The 19,980-nt window shown below is 73.4% G+C and carries 13 protein-coding genes; 2 read left to right on the top strand and 11 right to left on the bottom strand.

The window, feature by feature from the left end; translation table 11 throughout:
* Window positions 1-4 precede the first annotated feature (4 nt).
* Window positions 5-352 carry an Mpo1-like protein gene (locus tag ABT001_RS17660; protein ID WP_351277978.1) on the top strand — a complete coding sequence of 116 codons (348 nt, stop codon included), beginning with the start codon at window positions 5-7 and terminating at the stop codon, window positions 350-352.
* Between the two features lie 132 nt (window positions 353-484).
* Here ABT001_RS17660 and ABT001_RS17655 read toward each other — a convergent pair whose 3' ends face one another.
* From ABT001_RS17655 to ABT001_RS17640, 4 genes are read right to left on the bottom strand one after another with little or no spacing between them, the layout of a single operon-like run.
* Window positions 485-1,090, bottom strand: a complete 606-nt coding sequence (locus ABT001_RS17655; RefSeq protein WP_351277975.1) for a GTP-binding protein — start codon at window positions 1,088-1,090, stop codon at window positions 485-487.
* A complete protein-coding gene (locus ABT001_RS17650; RefSeq protein WP_351277972.1) occupies window positions 1,071-1,508 on the bottom strand; it encodes a DUF742 domain-containing protein in 438 nt (145 codons plus the stop codon). The genes ABT001_RS17655 and ABT001_RS17650 overlap by 20 nt, the downstream gene beginning before the upstream one ends.
* Window positions 1,509-1,517: 9 nt before the next feature.
* Entirely contained in the window at window positions 1,518-1,961 is a 444-nt protein-coding gene (locus ABT001_RS17645; RefSeq protein ID WP_351277969.1) for a roadblock/LC7 domain-containing protein, read from the bottom strand.
* On the bottom strand, window positions 1,958-4,693 hold the full coding sequence (locus ABT001_RS17640) for a sensor histidine kinase (protein WP_351277967.1): 2,736 nt from the start codon (window positions 4,691-4,693) through the stop codon (window positions 1,958-1,960). Before ABT001_RS17640 ends, ABT001_RS17645 begins: the two co-directional genes overlap by 4 nt.
* A 532-nt stretch (window positions 4,694-5,225) precedes the next feature.
* Here ABT001_RS17640 and ABT001_RS17635 point away from each other — a divergent pair.
* A complete protein-coding gene (locus ABT001_RS17635; protein WP_502967477.1) occupies window positions 5,226-5,693 on the top strand; it encodes a hypothetical protein in 468 nt (155 codons plus the stop codon).
* A 20-nt stretch (window positions 5,694-5,713) separates the two neighbouring features.
* On the opposite strand, the gene ABT001_RS17630 is transcribed toward ABT001_RS17635, so the two are convergent.
* The 7 genes from ABT001_RS17630 to ABT001_RS17600 all read right to left on the bottom strand — a co-directional run bounded on the left by ABT001_RS17630 (window position 5,714) and on the right by ABT001_RS17600 (window position 19,887).
* On the bottom strand, window positions 5,714-10,438 hold the full coding sequence (locus tag ABT001_RS17630) for a coiled-coil domain-containing protein (RefSeq protein ID WP_351277962.1): 4,725 nt from the start codon (window positions 10,436-10,438) through the stop codon (window positions 5,714-5,716).
* A gap of 45 nt (window positions 10,439-10,483) precedes the next feature.
* On the bottom strand, window positions 10,484-11,395 hold the full coding sequence (locus ABT001_RS17625) for a hypothetical protein (protein ID WP_351277959.1): 912 nt from the start codon (window positions 11,393-11,395) through the stop codon (window positions 10,484-10,486).
* A 68-nt stretch (window positions 11,396-11,463) separates the two neighbouring features.
* Window positions 11,464-12,990 (bottom strand): hypothetical protein, encoded by a 1,527-nt coding sequence (locus ABT001_RS17620; protein WP_351277956.1) that lies wholly within the window; start codon window positions 12,988-12,990, stop codon window positions 11,464-11,466.
* 57 nt (window positions 12,991-13,047) lie between these two features.
* The gene (locus ABT001_RS17615; protein ID WP_351277954.1) at window positions 13,048-16,659 is read right to left on the bottom strand and encodes a hydantoinase B/oxoprolinase family protein; all 3,612 of its coding nucleotides are present in this window, start codon (window positions 16,657-16,659) and stop codon (window positions 13,048-13,050) included.
* Window positions 16,656-17,597: an SGNH/GDSL hydrolase family protein gene (locus ABT001_RS17610; protein ID WP_351277952.1), complete on the bottom strand. Its 942-nt coding sequence runs from the start codon at window positions 17,595-17,597 to the stop codon at window positions 16,656-16,658. Before ABT001_RS17610 ends, ABT001_RS17615 begins: the two co-directional genes overlap by 4 nt.
* Window positions 17,594-18,760 carry a glycosyltransferase gene (locus ABT001_RS17605; protein WP_351277949.1) on the bottom strand — a complete coding sequence of 389 codons (1,167 nt, stop codon included), beginning with the start codon at window positions 18,758-18,760 and terminating at the stop codon, window positions 17,594-17,596. Before ABT001_RS17605 ends, ABT001_RS17610 begins: the two co-directional genes overlap by 4 nt.
* On the bottom strand, window positions 18,757-19,887 hold the full coding sequence (locus ABT001_RS17600; protein ID WP_351277947.1) for a glycosyltransferase family 4 protein: 1,131 nt from the start codon (window positions 19,885-19,887) through the stop codon (window positions 18,757-18,759). The genes ABT001_RS17605 and ABT001_RS17600 overlap by 4 nt, the downstream gene beginning before the upstream one ends.
* Window positions 19,888-19,980: the final 93 nt, after the last annotated feature.

Raw genomic sequence — 19,980 nt, 5'->3', positions numbered from 1 at the left:
CCTCATGCCACAGCAGAGGTTCGAATCGTACGAAGAGTTCTGGCCCTACTACGTCGCCATGCACTCCAGGGCGGCGACCCGTTGGGTCCATCTGACCGGGACCCTGACCGGCCTCGCGGTCACCGCGTACGGGCTGGCGCGCGGCCGCAGGCGTTACGCGCTGGCGTTGCCCCTGATCGGATACGGCACCGCGTGGCCCGCGCACTACCTCATCGAGAAGAACGATCCGGCGACGTTCGGGCATCCCGCGTGGTCACTGCGCGGCGATGTGCGGATGATCAGGATGATGCTCGCCGGCCGGGACGGCGAGCTGGCCGAGACCGCGGCCGAGTGGCTGGCGGAGAACCCGTGACCTCGTGGTGCGCACAGGGTTGACGCCCCGTCACCCGGGGTGAAGACTCCTTCCACGTCCGCTGCCCCCCGCACCCGTACGCGCGGTCCGTACCCCGGTCGGCGGGGGTACGGGCCGCGTCACGTGGGCCCGTCAGGTCCTTGCGGGTTCCCGGAGCCGGTCGGCGTGGACCACGGCGTGTTCCACGACCGCGACGAGCACGTCCCTCACGGACGCCCGGTCCCGCGCGTCGCAGAGAACGACCGGCACATCGGGGTCGAGGTCGAGTGCCTGCCTGACCGTCTCGGCCGGGAACTGCTCGGCACCGTCGAAGAGGTTGACCGCGACCGTGAAGGGGATGGCCCGGCGCTCGAAGTAGTCGACCGCCGCGAAGCAGTCCTCCAGCCGCCGGGTGTCCGCGAGGACCACCGCGCCCAGGGCGCCCTGGGCCAGCTCGTCCCAGAGGAACCAGAAACGGTTCTGCCCGGGGGTCCCGAAGACATAGAGGACCAGGTCCTCCCGCAGGGTGATCCGGCCGAAGTCCATGGCGACCGTGGTGGTGTGCTTGGCCTCCACCCCCGCCACGTCGTCGACGGGCCGGCCCGCCTCGCTCAGCCTCTCCTCCGTGCGCAGCGGTCTGATCTCACTGACCGCGCCCACCAGGGTCGTCTTGCCCACGCCGAAGCCGCCCGCCACCAGGATCTTGAGGGTGACGGGTTCGACGTGCCGCTTTCTGCGGCTAGAGCGCCCGAAGGCCATTGATCACCTCGCGGAGAAGGCTCTCGTCCGGCAGCTCGGCCGGCGGAACGGGACGGGTGACGTGCACCAGTTCGTCCTCGACGAGGTCACCGACCAGGACACGGACCACCCCGACGGGAAGGTCCAGCCCGGAGGCGAGTTCGGCGATCGACTGGGGCATGTCGCTGCACAGTTCGACGATCTCCACGTGTTCCGGGGAGAGCGTCTGGTCCCTGCCGGGATCGTCCGCCGCCGGTTCGGGGATGACGATCGCGATCAGGTCGAGACGATGGCGGGTCGCGCTGCTGGTACGCCCCCGGGTCATCGCGTAGGGCCGTACCACCGGCCCCGCTTCGGCGTCGTACCAGCGCGAGGAGCCCGCTCCGGCGGGAGCGGGTGGTGCTCCGGACGCGGTGTCCCGGACGGAGTCCGCGCTCATCCCCTCACCTCACCCTCCGGCGGGCAGACCGTCGGTCCGGGGGGCGTTGGCCAGGTGCGCCCCTACGCGCTTGACCATCAGGGTCATCTCGTACGCCACCTGGCCGACGTCCGAGTCGGAGTCGGCCAGGACGGCGAGACAGCTGCCGTCGCCGGCCGCCGTGACGAAGAGGAAGGCCTCGTCGAGCTCGACCACGGTCTGACGGACCCGGCCGGCGTCGAAGTGGCGGCCCACCCCCTTGGCGAGGCTGTGGAACCCCGAGGCGACGGCCGCCAGGTGCTCGCTGTCCTCCCGGGTCAGGTCCTGGGACGTGCCGGTGGCGAGGCCGTCGCTGGAGAGGACCAGTGCCTTACGGATGCTCGCGACGCGCTCGACCAGTTCGTCGAGGAGCCAGTTGAGCTGGCCTGAGCCCTGGCGTTCGGCGTTGTGTGCTGCGGCGTTCGGTGCGGTCATCGACCGTCCCCTCCCGGAGTCGTTCCTGGTGCTGTCTCGCCGGAGCCGGTCGCGTCCTCGGCGTTCTGCCGACGGCCGCGTTGCCAGCCGCGTTGCAGCGAGGCCATGCGATTGCGTACTTCGTCCGCGTCACGTTCGAGGTCGTCGTCGGTGTCCACGGGGACGTGGCCGGAAGTCCGCCCTGCGGAGTCCTCCCGGAGCTGTGGGGCGAGGTTAGCCTGCCGGACCCTGCGCGGGAGGCCGCCCACCGTGTCCGTACCGGGCTCAGGGGCGACGGCTTCGGGGCGGGGGGCCGGTCCTTCGGCTGGACCGGGATGCGGGCGGCTCCCGTCCCCGATCCGGCGGCCGCGGTCGGCGACGAGGGTCGGCGGCTTGCGGCGCGGCAGCGGGACGGGGCCGGCGGGGCGCATCGGCCTGACATCCGCGGTGGGGCCGTCCGAGGCGTCGAAGGCCTGCTGGTGCTGCTCCCTGTCCACTTCCCTGCGCAGGTCGCGGGCCCGGAAGATGCCGCCTCGCTCGCTCTCGGTGTCCTCGAGGTCCGATACGCCGTCGAGGACGGGGCCAAGGGCCGGATCGAGCTCCTGGTCGAGTGCCGGGTCGTCGGCGAACCCCAGTGTGCCCACCGGGCCTTCGAGTTCGACGGGTCCGTCGAGCACGGACGGGTCGGTGAGGCCGGTGGGGACCGGGGAGAGCCCGGACGGCCTGCCCTTGATGCCCGTGTCCGCGACTCCGTCCCTGCGGGCCTTGTCGCTGCCGGGCACCTGGCCGCCCGGCCGGCCGCCGCCGATCGCCTTCTCGGCCCGGCGGTCGAGGCGGAAGCCGGTGCCGTGGGTGTCGGGGGCGTCGGTGAGCAGCTGCGCCGGGATGAAGACGACCGCGGTCGTCCCTCCGTACGGCGAGGTCTGGAGCGACACCCTGACGTTCTGCCGCTGGGCGAGCCGGCTGACGACGAAGAGACCGAGCCGGTCGGTGTCGGACAGCTCGAAGTCGGGTGTCTCGGCGAGCCTCAGGTTGGCGTCCAGGAGGATTTCCGGCGCCATGCCGAGTCCGCGGTCGTGGATCTCGAGGGTGAAGCCGTTGGCCACGCGCTCGCCGTGCACCTGGACCGCGGTGTGCGGGGGCGAGAACACCGTGGCGTTCTCCAGCAGTTCGGCGATCAGGTGGGTGAGGTCGGCGACGGCCGGGCCGCCGACGCCGATGCGGGGCAGGCGCCGGACCTCGATCCGCTCGTAGTCCTCCACTTCCGCGACCGCCGCCCGCACCACGTCCATCAGCTGGATCGGCTTGCGCCACTGCCGGGACGGTGCCGCCCCGGACAGGATCACGAGGCCTTCCGCGTGGCGGCGCATGCGGGTGGTGAGGTGGTCGAGCCGGAAGAGGTCGGCGAGTTCGTCGCTGTTCTCGGTGCGCCGCTCCATGGTGTCCAGGAGTGTCAGCTGACGGTGCAGGAGCACCTGGTTGCGGCGTGCGAGGTTGACGAAGACCTCGGAGACGCCGCGGCGCATGTCCGCCTGCTTGACGGCGGCCTCGACGGCGGCGCGCTGCAGGGTGTTGAGGGCCTGCCCGACCTGGCCGATCTCGTCGCGCTCGTAACCGAGGTGGGGCGCTTCGGTCTCCACGTCGACCTGCTCGCCGGCGGCCAGGCGCCGCATCACGCTGGGCAGCCGTACGCCGGACACCTCGTGGGCGTCCTTGCGCAGCCGGGACAGGTCGCGGATGAGTTCGCGTCCCACGCGTACGGAGACGAAGACGGACACGAGCAGGGCGACGAATCCCAGGACACCGGCGACACCGGCCAGGATCAGGACCCGGTAGCCGGCGGGTTCGGCGCGGTCCTGGAAGCGGTTGGACATCTCGGTGCTGTCGTTGGCCAGTTGTTCCAGGACCGGCGACGCCACTTCCTGCCAGCGCTCGGGGTCGACGGAGCCCGGCTCCGTGACCGGGCCTGCGGCGATGAGCCTCTGCTCGGCCGTTCGCAGCGGCTCCGTGTCCGGGCTGCGCCAGTACTGCTCCATACGCCCGCGCTCGCTCGACGGCAGGAGTTCGAGATTGACCTCGTACAGGAGCGTGCGGCTGGCGGCGAGGTCGGAGACGACACGGAGTTCCGGGGCGCCCAGCCGTCCCGCGACGAGGCCCGAAGCGACCAGCGCGTCCTCGCGGGAGAGCATCTCGCGGGCCCGGGAGATGCCGACCAGCGCCCTGACCTGCTTGTCCATCGATACGTTCTCCATCGTGTGGAGACCGTTCAGGAAGCGGTAACAGGGGTCGACGAGACCGTTGTAGAAGGCGAGGGCCCTGGTCCGGTCGATGGTGCGCTTCTCGACGGACCCGCGCAGCGTGTCCAGGCCGTCGACCTCGCTGAGGATCGAGTCGAGCTGGGCCTCCGACTCCGGGCTCAGCTTGTCCCTGATGTCCTGGCTCTTCGCGCTCCGCCTGACGTCGGCCACGACGCGGTCGGTCACGGCGCGCCGACTGCGGAGGAGGGGCAGGGCGTCCGAGGCCCGGGGGTCCGCGAGGAAGACCAGGGTCTGGCGGCGTTCGTCCTGTACGGCGCGGACGGTGTCTTCCAGGGGGTGGCCGACCTGCGCCACGATGGCGCTCGCGCCCATCAGCTCACCGGCCTCGCGGCCGGTGACGTACGTGGCGAAGACCCAGAGTCCGGTGAGAGAGGCGAGCGGCACCAGGAGCAACGCCACGATCTTCCTGCGGATGGACTTCCCGCGAAAGCCCATGGCCTCCCCCAGCTCGGCCCCGCACCGCGGGGTTGGTTGTGTCTGCCTGCCCGATCGTCCGTGTGTCCGTGCTTCCGGCGTTTCCGGCCGCCCGTTCGTTCTGGTTGTCGCGGTGTTCCTGCTCCGTCCCAGCGGCCGTGGGCCGGTGTTCCGTCAACAAACGGCGCGAGCCTACTACTGACCTACCGGTAACTCGAAGAGGTGTCCGGACGATTTCCGGCCGCACTTCCTGGAGTTACTCACCAGTTGTCCCGGTATTCCTGGCGAAGAAGTTCGCGAAAGCGACAGAGAACTCCTGGTCGGACGGGGTTCATCCGCACAGGGCAGTTGGCTGGAAGTCTTCGTTCCGTGCCGCTTCGGGGCCGGTTGCGGCCCCTGGCGGGAATCTTCGCGACCTCGCGTTCGTCCTGACGTACGGGGCAGAAGAACCTCACGGGGGTACGTGCGACAGGCAAGCGGCTCATCCCGCGTAGAACGGGCGTAAGCCGGGCAGCCACCCTTGAGTCGGACAGTGGTGGGGAGTTGAAGATCCTTGGACACGGACGAGCGCCGCGGTGATGCGCCGGCGGCCAGCATGTCCATGACCGGCGCGTCTGCGGCCGGTGCCCGGATTCCGCGACAGCTGTGGGTGGAGGAACCCGCGATACGGCGGAGGATGCCGGATCCCGTGCGGACGGCCGCCGTGCGCGCCGTCCTCATCATGTCGCTGACCATCATTCAGGCCATGGTGGCCTTCCTGTGCACGCTCGCCGAGTCCTGGCTCGCCTTTCCGATGGTGCTGAGCGGCGTGGCGGGCACGGTGGTGGCGACCTGGTCGGTGCTGGACGTCTGGGTGACCCGGCAGGTGTGGAACCAGCGCAACGGCGTGGTGTCCGTACCCAGCAGCACGGCGCGCCGCATGCGCAGGGAGCGCCGGGCGGCCAGGCGCGCCGCCCGGTCCCAGGGGCGCAAGGAAGCCCGGATACGACGCCGGGGCGAAGGCCGGCTCTCCCGCGCCTGACGCGCCTGCGCCCCGGGGAGTCACGGCTTCTTCGGCGTCTGCGTCATCTCGGTGCGCATCTCCGGGACCGCCGTCGCGCCCGCGCCGCCGGCCTGGTCGCCGCTCCGCTTGAACATGCGGGTCGCGGTGATCTCCCCGTGGACGGTCTCGCCGTCGGGGTCCTGCTGCGGCAGCCCGGGCCTGAGGTGCTCCTCCACGCTGATGTACTTCAGACCCGCCCGAAGGTCCGCGTCGTTACGGAGGCGGATGACGAGCGGGAATTCCGCGAGTGCCGTGGTGTCGAACAGCCCGGTCGTGTAGAGCAACTGCACACCCAGCGCGTCGGAGACGGCGCGCTGCAGCTCCAGCAGGTAGGTGGCGTTGGCACGCCCGATGGGGTTGTCGAGGAAGAGTGTGCCCGCGTGCCGGTGCCGGTCACGGCCCCTGTCGTTGCTGCGCAGGGCGGCCATCGTGCAGTACAGCGCGATGGCCGCCGTGAGCAGCTGGCCGCCTGAGAAGACATCACCCATCTGCCCGACCGGGACGCGTTCGGCGCGCAGCACCGCGTCCGGCTTGAGGATCTCCACGGCGATGCCCTTGGGCTGCAGGGCCGCCTGCACCCCTCGCAGCAGCAGGGACATGCCGTCCCTCCGGAGGTCGGAGTTCTTCTTGAGGGCCGCGTGCGTGGCCTCGTCGATGACCTCGCCGAGCCTTTCGGTGAGCGTGGCCTGGTCCGGCTCCTCGAAGCGGATCCGGAGGAATTCCTGGCCGGACCACTCCCCCAGCCCCTCGGGCAGCTGGGAGAGCCGCTGGGCGGAGCGGAGCGTCGTGAGAGCCGACTCCACGAGGCCGCGGAGCCGGTCGACGATGGAGTCGCGGTTGCGCTCCAGCTGGACGAGCTCGTCCGTGAGTACGCGCAGCCTGGGCGCGAAGGCCGCAGCCCACTTCTCGGCGTGGTCGGGCAGGGCGGCTGCCGGGAGTTCCCGGATCTGCTGCCGGGCCGGGGTGCGGACCTGTTCGTAGCGGGTGGAGTTGGCGTGGCGTACGAGGACGTCACTCGCCTCCCGTACGGAACTCTCCGCGGCCGACAGGTCGGTGGCGCAGCCGCGCAGGGAGCGCCGGGTCTCGGCGGCGGACTGCCTGGCCTCCTCCAGGGAGCCCGGATACGGGTCGGGGCTCTCGGCCTCGTCCTCCGCGCCGTGGTCCCGGAGCAGGTCGCGCAGCAGCGCTGCCGTCTCGTCGAAGCCGCCCGCCGAGTCCTCGGCGGTGCGGTGCTCACGCAGCAGTTCGGCGTGCGCGGCGCGTGCGGTGTCCAGCGCCCCTGTGGCGGAGGCGAGTTCGGCCGTCGCCGTGCGGAGCAGGGACTGGGCCTGGTCGGCATCGGCCGGGGTCAGCTCGGCGGAGAGCTCGGTGTGGTGGGGTGCCTCGTCGGCGGGGGCGAGCCGTTCGGCTTCGCCGCGCAGCCGGCCGAGCTGCTCGCTGGCGTTGGACGCCCGGGTCTCCAGGAGCTGGACGTGGGACTCGGCGCGGGCCGCGGCCGCCTGGCGGGAGGGCCCGTCGGCTCCGTCGGTGCCTTCGAGCAGCTGGGCGGCGCGGGTGCGGACCTTGTTGGTGAGGCGGTCGAGCTCCGCCAGGGCCGCGCTCTCGTCGCTCTCGGCACGCGCCTGCTCGGCACGCAGGTCGGCTCCGACGCCCACCTTCTCGTACAGCTGGGAGGCCGCCCGGTACGCCTCGCGGAGCGCGGGCAGGGACGTGCGGGGGGCGGAGGCGTCGGGTTCCGGGAGCGTCTCCGGGGCACCCGCGATCTCGGCGCGCTCGGCACGCAGTGCACGGGCGGTGCGGTGGGCGTCGTCCGCGGCGCGCTGGGCGGCCCTGCGGTCCTCGTCGGCTGCGCGTGCCCGCTCCAGGCAGGACGTCGCGCGCGCCTCGGATTCGGCTGCCTCGTCGGTCAGTTCACGCAGTCGCACCTGCCATCCCGCCCGGTCACGGAGGCGGTGGGCGAGGCCGGCGAGTGCGTCGGCGGTCCGGCGGGCGCGCTGAGCCGTCTCCTGCCGGTCGTCGCGGACGCGTGCGGCGTCGGCGGCGGCCTCGTCGGCCTCCGCACGCACGGTGCGTGCCTCCGCCAGCGCGGCTTCCGCGGTCTCCGCGGCGGCGCGGGCGGTGCGGGCGGCTCCGCCGAGCTCGGCGAGCATCCCGGGCGGGCAGTCGGCGCGCCAGGAACCGATGCGTGCGGCCAGCGAACGGTCGGCGGCGAGACGCGCCGCGAGCGTCCTGATGTCCTCGTCGCGTGCCGCCGCCCGGGCCCGGAGTGCCTGCCGCTCCTCGTCGGCCGCGTGTTCGTCGTGCATCGCGGGGTTCGGCGGGACGAGGAACACGTCGTCGGTTCCGCCATCGGTGCCGGCCCCGCCCGGCGCCGGAACAGGGGCGAGCAGGGCCGCGGTGGTGCCGACGGCGACGGCCGACCGGGGCAGCAGGGCGGCGGCGGCCAGGACTTCGCGGGCGCGGCTGTGCGCGTCCGGGTCGGTGATGACGACACCGTCGACGAGTTCGGACCGTGCGGCCAGGACCGCCGCGTGGTCCGCGGGGTCGACGGCCTGGGCGAGGTAGCGCCAGCCGGGCAGGGCCGGGATGCCGTGCTCACCGAGGTATTCGACGGTGGCGAGCACATCGGGCCCCGGAGGCAGCAGTCCGCCGTCCCCGAGCGCACCGAGGATGCGGGAGTCGTCGGCGGCGGCGGTGCGCAGGTCGAAGAGCCTGCGCTCGGCGGCGGCGATGCCCTGGTCGAGGAGTTCCCTCAGCTCGTCGGCGCTGTGGTCGAACTCCTCGGCCGTGAGGGACTGCCCGCCTCCTCCGGGGGGCCCGTCGTTCCCCTCCGTGTCCGCGGTGGCGCCGCGGGGACGCGGGACGCCCACGCCGGCCGCTGCCGGGAGACCCAGCAGTTCGGCGAGGCGGTGCTCCGCGGCGATCGCCTCGGCGGCCCTGCGCTCCGCCTCGTACGACTGCTCGGCGGCCTGTGCACCGTCGGCGGCGCGGGCCGCGGCGAGCTCGGCACGGCCTTCCGCCGCCGCGGCTTCCCTGGCCTGATCGCCGGTGGCCCTGGCTGCCTCGCGTGCGGTGTCCCAGGCGGCCACCGCGGCCCTCTCCGCGTCGTTCGCGGCGAGCGCCGCGCGGGCCGGGTCGGCGTCCGGCGCGGTGTCGTCGAGCCAGCCCGCCCGCACGGCCTCGGCGGTCTCCTGTTCGACCTCGGCGAGGCGCTGACGCAGGTGGCCCGCCTCACTGCGGGCGCGCTGGGCCTCCGTGGCGGCGGTGGTGGCGTCCCGGTGGGCCGTCTCCCCGGTCGCCTGGAGGGTCGCGGAGCGCTCCTCCTCCTCGTCGGCCACCCGCTCCCCCGCCTCGGCGGCGGTGTGCAGGGCGCGTACGAGGTCGGCGGCGGCCGTGGCGCGTGCGGCCAGGGCGGGGGCCGCGTCGCGCTCGGCCTCCCGGATGGCGACGGCGACGCGGGCCGAGCGGTCGGCGGCGGCCCGGTGGCGCAGGACCGCTTCGGCGGCCTGCCAGGCCGAGTGCAGGGTGCGCGCCTCGCCCAGCTCGCGGCGCTGGGCGGCGGCGCTCTTCTCGGCGGCGGTCAGAGCCAGGGAGGCGTGCCGGTAGGCCAGTTCCGCGGCGATCAGGTTCCGGTGGCCGCGGGTGGCTTCGGCCTCGGTGACGGTGTGGGCCGCGGCCGTGACCTGCTGGGCGAGCTCGGCGGCGCGGCCGCGTTCCTCGGCGGCGCGGCCGGAGAGCCTGCGGGCGAGGGTGCGGGTGCGCCGCTCGGCACCGGCGTGGACGTCGCGGCTGCGGGCCCGGGTCGCGGTGGCCTCGACGATCCGGCCCAGCAGGTCGACGGAACCGGCGGTGAAGTCGCGTTCGGCGGTGAGCTCGGCGCGGCGGCCGAGCTTGTTGCCGAAGCCGCTGACGAGGTCCGCGAGTCCGTCCGTGTCGCGGGTGTCGGTGACGGCCCGCAGCAGCAGGTCGGTGAAGTCGGAGTCCTTCTTCACGGCGAAGAGGCCGGCGGCCTCGCCCTCGTCGGCGTTCATCTCCCGCTGGTAACGGAAGAGTTCGGGGTCGAGCCCGAGGTCTCCGAGGTGTTCGTTCCACCGGTCGTGGATCTCTTCCCAGTGCACATCGAGGTGCGGGTAGAACTTGCCGGCGTCCGTGAGGGCGTCGCGGAACCCCTTCATGGTGCGGCGCCTGCCGCGTGCGCCGGAGGCACCTTCGACGGGGCGGCCCACCGAGGTGGCCTCGGCGACGGGAAGGCTGTCGAGGCTGAGACCGGGCCCGGGGCGGAAGGAGTACCAGGCCTCGGCGAACTTGCGGGGGTCGTTGGAGACCTGGCGGCCACGCCATTCGCTGACCTTGCCGACGACGACGCACTCGCCGGTGAGCGTGTGCTGCCACTCCAGGGCGACGTGCCCGCAGTCGTCGGCGAGCAGGAACTTGCGCAGGACGCCGGAACTGGCGCCGCCGAGGGTGTTGCGGTGCCCCGGCAGCATCACCGAGAAGATCAGCTTCAGCAGGACGGACTTGCCGCCGCCGTTCTCCAGGAACAGCACACCCGCGGGCGCGGGGCGGCGCGGTGGCCCGACGGGCTCGTCCTCGAAGAACTCCGCCTGGGCAGGCGCGGGCCTGGGCACGGGCTCACCGACTCCGCGCAGGTCGAGCACCGTGTCGGCGTAGCGCGCACCGGCGGGCCCGATGGAGTAGAGGCGGACCCGGGACAACTCGTACATGGCGGCGGACTCTCGTCGTTCAGGCGGCGGGTGTGTGGGAGGCGGTCAGGAGTGGAAGGGGAGCCCCGCGTCGGCGGCCAGCTCCAGGCTCTCGGCGTCGGGCGGGGGCAGCAGGGTGGCCGAGCCGTCCGAGACGGGGACGATGCCGAGCTCCAGCAGTTCGGCCATGGCGGCGCTGCCCGCCATGTCGCGTACCTGGAGCTGGTAGCGGGCCGTGGTGCGGTAGGCGCCGCCCGCGTCGTCGCCGGTGCGCTGGAGGAAGCCCGAGTCGGTGAGGAAGGCGACGGCCTTGCCGATGATGCCGGTGGTGGACCCGGCGAGGCGGCGGGCGTCCTTGGTGGCCCCGGTGGAGCTGCGGCGGGCGTAGATCCGCCACCCGGATTCCAGGCCGGGGGCGTCGGTGGCCGGGTCGGTGTTGTCGCCCTGCTCCTCGGCGCGCTCCTCCAGCCGGTGACATGCCTGGCGGACGAAGGCGTCGACCCCGTTGACTGTGATGCGGCCGATGTAGGAGTCGTCGGCCAGGTCCTCGGGGCGTGGGAAGGCCATGGCTGCGACGGCGAGGTGGGCGAGGCCGTGCAGGAAGCGGTCGGCGGAGTCCGGGGAGGCCCGTCGTGCGTAGTCGCCCATGCGTACGGCGAAGACCGAGTCCTCACCCGCGGTCACGGCCATCCCGGCGCGGGTGGAGACCTCCAGGACGACGAGTCCCAGGCCTGTGGCGACCGCGTCGGCGAGCCGGGCGAAGGCCGCTTCCTCGCGGTACCGGCGGAGGAGCTCGGTGTATTCGGCGTCGCGGGCGGGCATCAGCTTCGGCTGCAGGCCGAACGAGACCAGCCGTGCGGCGTCGGCCGCGTCGGCGGGGGTGACAGCGGCGGGAGCGGCCGGCCGTGCGGCGTCGGCCGCGTGCGGGAGGGGGTGGTCGCCCCACGCGTCGGTGTGCTCGGCGTGCTGCTCGCTCAACTCGGTGACTCCTCGGTGCGGTTGCCGCTCCCTGGCGGCAGTGGGTGGGTGGTCGGGGCCGGGGACGCTCACGAGGCGTCCTTGCGGTCCGCGGCCATGCCCGCCGCGTCCAGCAGGGCCATGCCCACTATCAGGTCGGCTCCGCCGAACTCGTGGTCCTCGAGCGGGGTGCCGTCGTCGACGGCGAACAGCAGCCGGCGCTCGCCCTGGCGGTACGCCGTGCCGACCGGTGGGCTCGCCGCGTGGACGGCGAGCAGGGCGACCAGGTAGGGCAGTTCGGGGTCGCGCAGCCTGGCCTCGGCGAGGAGTCCGGAGAGCCGGCGTGGGGCGTCGTGCTCCAGGTCGAGCAGCTCCATGGCATGTCCGAGCTGCTCCTCGCTGAACCGGCTGTCGTCCGGGGTGGCGATGAGGTCCGGCTCGGGCATCGCGGCGCCCAGGTGCTCCCGCTCCACCGGGGGCATGAGCAGGAGGTCGACGAGGTCGCCGACCCGGACCGAGGTGGGTGTGCGCAGCCCGGTGCCGTGCGCGAAGAACGCGTCGGTGGCCCGGGTGGCCTGCTCGACGGGGAGCGGCAGCAGCGGGACGAGGAGCTGTCCGTACAGGTCGAGGCCGGCCTGCGCGGTGGGGGCGGCGAACGCCTGCCGGTCCTGTTCCGCCCGGAAGAGGGGCCCGGCCTCGAGCAGTCTGGACTGGAGCTGGGTGTGGCGGCGGATGCAGTCCTTGACGATGTCGACGAGCTCGGCGGCGCGGCGCTTGTGCTCGGGCTCCTCCGCCTCGTCCCTGGCCTTGCGGATGTTGGTGAGGATCGCGTTCTCGTGGCGGTAGCGGTCGGCGACGTGGTCCAGCGCCTCGGTGATCATGTCGGGTACGGCGTTGAGCCAGTCGACGGCGCGGACGTTCCGCCGGGTCGCCTCCAGCGTCCTGCGGAGCGTCTCGGCGTACTGCACGGTGCGGTAGCGCGCCTGCTCGGCGGCGAGCTGGGCGTCGGCGAGGCGGCCCCTGCTGATGAGGACCTCCAGCTTCACCTCGGCGGCGATCTGGGCACTGGTGACGTCCGTGTCCAGGGCGCCGACCAGGACGTTGACCGCCTCGTCGGTGGCCCGGAGGTAGACCGTGCCACCGTGGCCGGGCACCTCCTCGATGAGCTTGAAGTCGTAGTCCCTGCGGACGTACACGCCGTCGGGTCCGAAGGTGCCGTACACCGCGCGGAACCCGCGGTCCACACTGCCGACGTTGATCAGGTTCTCCAGGACCCAGCGCGCGACCCGCTCGTGCTCGGTGACGTGCCGGCGCGGTGCCTGGGCGGCGACGCGCGGGAGGAGCCTGGCCACTATCTGGTCGTGGTCCGCGCCCGTGTCGAAGTCCATGTTGAGCGTGACCAGGTCGATCGCCGCGAGGGCCACTTCGGCCATCGCGTAGACCGTGTACTCGCCGGCCAGATTGGCCTTGCGTACGTCGAGGTCGTGCAGCGGAGCGGTGCAGGCGAGCGCGCGCAGCCGACGCGAGAGCCCCTCATCGGCGGCGGGGCCCGGGGCGGGCCTCGGTCCCGCGCTGAGCTGGGGCGCAGCGGTCTGGGTGTCGGCAGGCGAAGTCACGTTGCACAGATTAGGTCCTCGCACCGACAACGGTCGAAACGGCGCAGAAGCGACCGGTCACGAAGGCCCGTAGCCGCCTCCCCCAGGGGTGCGCAGCACCAGGACGTCCCCGGTGTCGAGCTCGGCGGTGTCACAGCCTCGGAGCGGGGTCACCTCCGCGCCGCGCGCCCGTTCGACGTACTGCTCGCCGAGGGCTCCGGGCCCGCCTCCCGCCATGCCGTACGGCGGCACCCGGCGGTGTCCTGACAGCAGCGTGACGGTGACGGGTTCGAGGAAGCGGAGCCTGCGTTCCACCCCTCGGCCGCCGTGCCACCGGCCCGGGCCTCCGCTGTCCTCGCGTACGCCGAAGCTCTCCAGCAGCACCGGACAGCGCCATTCGAGGATCTCCGGGTCGGTGAGCCGGGAGTTGGTCATGTGGGTCTGGACGGCGTCGGCTCCGTGGAAGCCGTCGCCGGCACCGGAACCGCTCGCGACCGTCTCGTAGTACTGGACGCGGTCGTTGCCGAAGGCGAGGTTGTTCATGGTGCCCGAGCCCTCGGCCTGGACACCCAGTGCGGCGTAGAGGGCGCCGGTGACGGCCTGGGAGGTCTCGACGTTGCCCGCGACGGTCGCCGCGGGGTGGACGGGGGCCAGCATCGATCCTGCCTGGACCCGGATGTCCAGGGGCTTCAGGCAGCCGCTGTTGAGCGGGATGTCCTCGTCGACGAGCGTCCGGAACACGTAGAGGACGGCAGCCATGACCACGGACGTGGGGGCGTTGAAGTTGCCGGTCTGCTGGGGTGAGGTGCCCTCGAAGTCGAGGACGGCCCGGCGTGCGTCGCGGTCCACGGTCACGTTCACGGCGATGACGGCGCCGTTGTCGGTCTCGTAGCGGCAGGAACCGTCGCGCAGGCCGGCCACGATCCGGCGTACGGACTCCTCGGCGTTGTCCTGGACGTGACCCATGTACGCCTCGACGACGTCCTGCCCGAACCGGCGGGTCATGCGCCGCAGTTCCGTGATGCCCTTCTCGTTGGCCGCGATCTGGGCGCGCAGGTCGGCGAGGTTGGTGTCCGGGTCGCGCGAGGGGTGGACCGCGGTGGTGAGCAGGTCCCGGGTCTCCGCCTCGCGGAACGTTCCGTCGCGTACCAGCGGCCAGTTGTCGAACAGGACGCCTTCCTCCTCGATCGTGCGGCTGAAGGCGGGCATGGAGCCCGGGGTGATGCCGCCGATCTCCGCGTGGTGGCCGCGTGACGCGACCAGGAAGCGCAGCCGCTCGTCCCCTCCGTCGGCCGGCTCGTCGAACACGGGCGTCACGACGGTCACATCGGGCAGGTGGGTGCCTCCGTGGTACGGATCGTTGACGGCGTACACGTCGCCGGGCCGCAGGGATCCCCTGTTGCGCCGCAGCACCTCCTTGACGGTCTCCCCCATGGAACCGAGGTGGACCGGGATGTGCGGGGCGTTGGCCACCAGGTTGCCGTCCGCGTCGAACAGCGCGCACGAGAAGTCCAGCCGTTCCTTGATGTTGACGGAGTGCGCCGTGTTCTCCAGTCGCACGCCCATCTGTTCGGCGATCGACATGAAGAGGTTGTCGAACACTTCGAGCATGACCGGGTCCACCCGGGTGCCGACCGCGGTCCGCCCGGGCCGCGGCAGTACCCGGTGGAGGACGAGGTGTCCGGCCGGTCCCGCCCTGGCCTGCCAGCCGGGGTCGACGACGGTGGTGGCGTCGTCCTCGGCGACGACGGCCGGTCCGGTCACGGTGTCCTCGGTGCGCAGTGTGTCGCGGCGGTACAGTCCGGCGTCCCGCCACTCCTCGCCGGTGAACATCCGGACGGTTCCCAGGGGCCGGAGCGGCCCCTCCCCCGTACGCCCGCCGGTCCGGGCCGGGGCGTGCGGTCCGGCCGTTCCGGTCGCCTCCACGGAGACGGCCTCGACCACCAGGGGCTTGTCCATGGTGAATCCGTACCGCGCCCGGTGGGCTTCGGTGAACTCCCCGGCCATGTCGGCGACGGTGCCGTGGGCGACGGGCAGGGCGGCGTCCGTACCGGCGTACCGCAGGAGGATCCGTGCCCGGGTGGCGATGGCGCTGTCGGGGACGCCGTCGGCCCGCAGTTCGGCACGGGTGCGCTCCGCCAGGCCCCGGCAGACGCCGCTCACCCTGCTCGCGGTCGCCCCCTCCAGTACGGCCTCGACGGACTGTTCGCGCATCGCGGTGGCGTCGGCGAGACCGATCCCGTACGCGGAGAGGACACCGGCGAGCGGCGGTACGAGGACGGTGTCGATGCCGAGGGCGTCGGCGACGGCGCAGACGTGCTGTCCACCGGCGCCGCCGAACCCGGTGAGGGCGTAGCGGGTGATGTCGTGACCCCGCTGGACCGAGATCCTCTTGACGGCGTTGGCCATGTTCAGCACGGCGATCTCCAGGAAGCCCGCGGCCACCTCCGCGGCCGTACGCGTGCTTCCGGTGGCGGCGGACACCTCCTCGGCCAGCGTGTCGAAGCGCTCCTCCACGAGGTCCGCGTCGAGCGGCAGGCCGCCCTCGGGGCCGAAGACGGCGGGGAAGTGCTCAGGGCGTACGCGGCCGAGCATCACGTTCGCGTCGGTGACGGTGAGCGGCCCTCCCCGGCGGTAGGAGGCGGGGCCGGGGTCGGCTCCGGCCGAGTCGGGGCCGACCCGGTAGCGCCGTCCGTCGAAGCGCAGGACGGATCCGCCTCCCGCGGCGACGGTGTGGACGCTCATCATGGGCGCGCTCATCCGCACCCCGGCCACCTGGGTACCCAGCGCGCGTTCGAACTCGCCCGCGTAGTGGGAGACGTCGGTGGAGGTGCCACCCATGTCGAAGCCGATGACCCGGTCGTGGCCCGCCTGCGCGGAGGTTCGCACCATGCCGACGACACCACCGGCGGGACCGGAGAGCACGGCGTCCTTGCCCCGGAAGTGCGCGGCCGCGCGCAGCCCGCCGTTGGACTGCATGAACATGAGGCGGATCCCGGGGAGTTCGGCCGCCACCTCGTCGACATAGCGGCGCAGGATCGGCGAGAGGTAGGCGTCGACGACCGTGGTGTCGCCTCGCGGCACCAGCTTGATCAGCGGGCTGACTTCGTGCGAGCAGCTGACCTGGGTGAAGCCCGCCGCCCTGGCTTCCTCCGCGACGGCCCTCTCGTGGTCGGGGTGGCGGTAGCCGTGCATGAGCACGACGGCCGCGCTGCGGATCCCGTCCTCCGCGACCGCCCTGAGCCGCTCGGCCACGGTGGCGCGGTCGAGTGCCCTCACGACGCGGCCTCCGGCGTCGGTGCGCTCCGGGACCTCGACGACCCTGTCGTACACGGCCTCGGGGAGCAGGATGCGCCGGTCGAAGAGGTGCGGCCGGTTCTGGTAGGCGATCCGCAGGGCGTCACGGAAGCCTTCGGTGATGACCAGGACGGTCGGCTCGCCCCTTCGCTCCAGGAGGGCGTTGGTGGCGACGGTCGTGCCCATCCTGACTCCCGCTACCCGGTCGGCGGGGACGGGGTCGTGGGGGCCGAGACCGAGCAGCAGCCGGATCCCCGCGACAGCCGCGTCGCGGTATCGGCCGGGGTCGTGCGACAGCAGCTTGCGGGTGACCAGCCGGCCGCCGGGTTCCCGTCCCACCACGTCCGTGAAGGTGCCACCACGGTCGATCCAGAACTCCCAGCGTCCGGTCATCCCTCCATTCTGGCGCGGGGGACGGACTCCCGCAGAGAGGGCGTACGGGGCAGGCCGGACAGTGCCTCGGTCAGTGCGTGCTCGGCCCGTGCGTCGAGCCGTTCGGCCGTGCCGCGCGCCCGGTGCACGACCTCGGCCGCCGCGAGCCCCAACAGCTGGGGCAGCAGATCCGTGCTGCGCCGCGCCAGCCAGCCGGTGCCCTCGGTGGCCAGCCAGCGGGCGGCGGCCGCGCGGGTCGGCGGCGGCTGCTGCGGCTCGTGTCCGGGCCGGTCACCGAGGACGAGTCCCCGTTCGGCGAGCAGCCGGTGGAACCCGGCGGCCAGCCTGCGGTGTCCGGCCTCGGCGGGATGGAGACGGTCCACGCTCCACAGCGAACGGTCCTCGGTCCAGGCCCGGTCCGACGCGTGCAGGTGGACGGCGTCGTGGCGGGCGGACAGGGCGTGGACCACGGCGTTGACCGCCCCCTGGCGCCGCGCCAGGGGGCGGCGCAGCGGACCCGGGAGCCCCAGCGCCGTTCCCGGGTCGGGCAGACACGCCGTCAGCAGCAGGGCGCCGCCTCCGGTGAGCAGGGTGCAGACCTCGTCGAGCCGCGCGGTCAGACGGCCGATGTCGAAGGACCGGCGCAGGGTGTCGTTGACGCCGACGACCACCGAGGCGATGTCGGGCCGGAACTCCGCCGCCGCCACGGCCTGGCGTTCGTGGACGTCGGCGGAGAGCGCACCGCTCACGGCGAGGTTACGGAACTCCACGTCCTGGTCCGGGCCTGCGAGGCCCTGGGCGAGGAGGGCCGCCCAGCCCCGCCGGCCGCCCGGGACCGGATCACCGACGCCTTCGGTCAGGGAGTCGCCCAGGGCGGCGAACCGCACGGTGGCACGGGCGGCCGTGGCACGCTCCGGCGACCCGCTCACGGTTCCGCTGCGCGGAGCGGCCCCGCTCATGACCGCGCTCCGAGTGCGCCGCGACGCTGCGGGACGTCATGGGCGGCCAGGAACGCCGCGACCGACCGGTCCCATCCGAAGTGTCCGGCCCGTGCCCGGGCGGCCGCCCGGCGCTCCGGCTCGGGCCTGGCCAGCAGTTCCCGGAGGGCGGCGGCGAACGCCCGGCCGGTGTCGGCGGCGGCCAGTCCTGCCGTGCCGATCACCTCCGGGAGCGCGGAGCTCCCGCTCGCCACCACCGGGGTGCCGCAGGCGAGCGCCTCCAGGGCCGACAGCCCGAAGGTCTCCGCCGGCCCCGGGGCGAGACACAGGTCGGCGCTGGCCTGGAGACGGGCCAGATGCGCGCGGTCGTGCACATGGCCCAGGAATTCGGCCGGCAGCCGCTCCGCCCGCGCCCTGCTCTCCATCTCCGCGCGCAGCGGCCCCTCACCCGCCACCACCAGGGCCGCCCGCACACCCAGGTGCCGCAGTGCCGCCAGCGCGTCCAGCGCCCGGCCCGGGCGCTTCTCCACGGAGAGCCGTGAGCCGAGGAGCAGCAGGACCTCCTCACCGCGCAGATGGCGCGCGCGCAGTGCCGTGCTGCGCAGTCCGGGACGGAAGCGCCGGAGGTCCACTCCGAGGGGGGCGCGCACCACGTTGCGCACGCCGATGCGCACGAACTCCCGCTCCGCCCATTCGGTGGTGCACACGATCCGGGCGTACGCGTGGGCGCTGCGCGTGTTGAGGCGGTCGGCGGTCCTTCCCGCCACCGCCGGGGGCACCCCCCAGGTGCGGAGCACTCCGTCCGCCGTCTCGTGGGACACCATGACGGCGGGAACCCGGGCGCGGCGGGCCCATTCCCCCGTCCATCGCAGCGTGGTCCGGTCGGACACCTCCAGGCGGTCGGGGCGCAGCTCCTCCAGGAGGCCGCGCAGCCTCGCCCGGTTCGCCAGGACCCGGTAGCCGCCGCTGCCCGGCAGCACCGGCCCGGGCAGGGTGACGATCCTGCCCTGGGGGGCGCGTACGCCGCTCGCGTCGGCGCCGGGGACGATCAGTACCGGTTCGTGACCCGCCGCGAGGTAGCCGCGTCCCAGCTCGTCCAGGGCGGTGCGCAGGCCGCCCGAGGCGGGCGTGACGAAGTTCGCCAGGCGCACGATGCGCAGCCCGTCACGGCCGTTCCCGTTCACGCGGCCACCGCCGTCCGGCCGCGCAGGACCTCGTCGTAGTGGCCGAGGAGCTGGTCTCCGACGGCCTCCCAGGTGCGGCCCTCGACCGCGGCCCGCGCGGTCCTGCCGAAGGCCTCGGCGCGTGCGGGGTCCGCGAGGAGGGCGGCGACCGCCTCCCGCACCGCCCCCGCGTCGTGGGGCGGCACCAGCAGCCCGGTGCTCCCGTGGGCGACGAGGTCGAGCGGCCCCCCGGCCGCCGGCGCGACGACGGGGACCCCGGAGGCCATGGCCTCCTGCACCGTCTGGCAGAAGGTCTCGTACGGCCCGGTGTGCACGAAGACGTCCAGGGAGGCGAAGAAGCGTGCGAGGTCGTCCCCGGTGCGGCGTCCCAGGAAGACCGCGCCGGGCAGCGCCGGGCGCAGCGATGCCTCGCTGGGTCCGTCGCCGACGACCACGACGCGCACCCCGGGCAGCGAGCAGGCGCCGGCGAGGAGTTCGACGTGCTTCTCGGGGGCGAGCCGCCCCGCGTATCCGACGATCCTCTCGCCGCCCGGGGCGAGGGCGCGGCGCAGGGCCTCGTCGCGCAGACCGGGCCGGAACCGTACGGTGTCGACGCCCCGCGGCCAGAGCCGCACCCGGGGCACTCCGTGACCGGCGAGGTCGCGCAGTGCGGCGGACGAGGGGGCGAGGGTGAGATCGGCGGCGCTGTGCACGGCGCGCATCCGACGCCAGGCGGCGCCCTCCCCGGTACCCAGGTAGGTGCGGGCGTAGCCGGCCAGGTCGGTCTGGTAGACGGCCACGGCGGGTAGTCCCAGCCGGCCGGCGACCGCCATGCCGCGTACGCCGAGGACGAACGGTCCTGCCAGATGGACGAGTTCGGCACGGTGCCCGGTCAGTGCGGCGGCGAGCCTGCGTCCGGGGAGGGCCACCCGGACCTGCGGGTAGCCGGGCAACGGCAGTGAGGGGACGCGCACCACGGGGCAGGGGTCGCCGGTGGACGCGGAGTCGGTGGTGCTCGTCGCCCCGGCCGGGGCGATGACGAGCGGCTGGTGGCCGCGGGCGGCGAGGTGCCGGGCGGTCTGCAGGGTGCAGTGGGCCACACCGTTGATGTCGGGAGGGAAGGACTCGGTGACGATGACGACACGCATACGGGTGTTGTCACCGCGCAGGGAGTGCCCTTGCCGACTTGGATCTTTCCGTCCGGGGAACGTCCCATGAGCGTTTGAGCCGCGCGCCCCCGG

Origin of the sequence: Streptomyces sp. NPDC002793 (assembly GCF_040295485.1) — a bacterium.
In the GTDB taxonomy this organism is placed as follows: domain Bacteria; phylum Actinomycetota; class Actinomycetes; order Streptomycetales; family Streptomycetaceae; genus Streptomyces.
This window is presented reverse-complemented; position numbering and strand designations above follow the sequence as displayed.

What these genes read in the sequence shown, in the direction of transcription:
- ABT001_RS17610 (WP_351277952.1), bottom strand. Translation starts at nt 17,597, where the DNA reads ATGAGCGGGGCCGCTCCGCGCAGCGGAACCGTGAGCGGGTCGCCGGAG.
- ABT001_RS17640 (WP_351277967.1), bottom strand. Translation starts at nt 4,693, where the DNA reads ATGGGCTTTCGCGGGAAGTCCATCCGCAGGAAGATCGTGGCGTTGCTC.
- ABT001_RS17660 (WP_351277978.1), top strand. Translation starts at nt 5, where the DNA reads ATGCCACAGCAGAGGTTCGAATCGTACGAAGAGTTCTGGCCCTACTAC.
- ABT001_RS17600 (WP_351277947.1), bottom strand. Translation starts at nt 19,887, where the DNA reads ATGCGTGTCGTCATCGTCACCGAGTCCTTCCCTCCCGACATCAACGGT.
- ABT001_RS17655 (WP_351277975.1), bottom strand. Translation starts at nt 1,090, where the DNA reads ATGGCCTTCGGGCGCTCTAGCCGCAGAAAGCGGCACGTCGAACCCGTC.
- ABT001_RS17645 (WP_351277969.1), bottom strand. Translation starts at nt 1,961, where the DNA reads ATGACCGCACCGAACGCCGCAGCACACAACGCCGAACGCCAGGGCTCA.
- ABT001_RS17650 (WP_351277972.1), bottom strand. Translation starts at nt 1,508, where the DNA reads ATGAGCGCGGACTCCGTCCGGGACACCGCGTCCGGAGCACCACCCGCT.
- ABT001_RS17615 (WP_351277954.1), bottom strand. Translation starts at nt 16,659, where the DNA reads ATGACCGGACGCTGGGAGTTCTGGATCGACCGTGGTGGCACCTTCACG.
- ABT001_RS17630 (WP_351277962.1), bottom strand. Translation starts at nt 10,438, where the DNA reads ATGTACGAGTTGTCCCGGGTCCGCCTCTACTCCATCGGGCCCGCCGGT.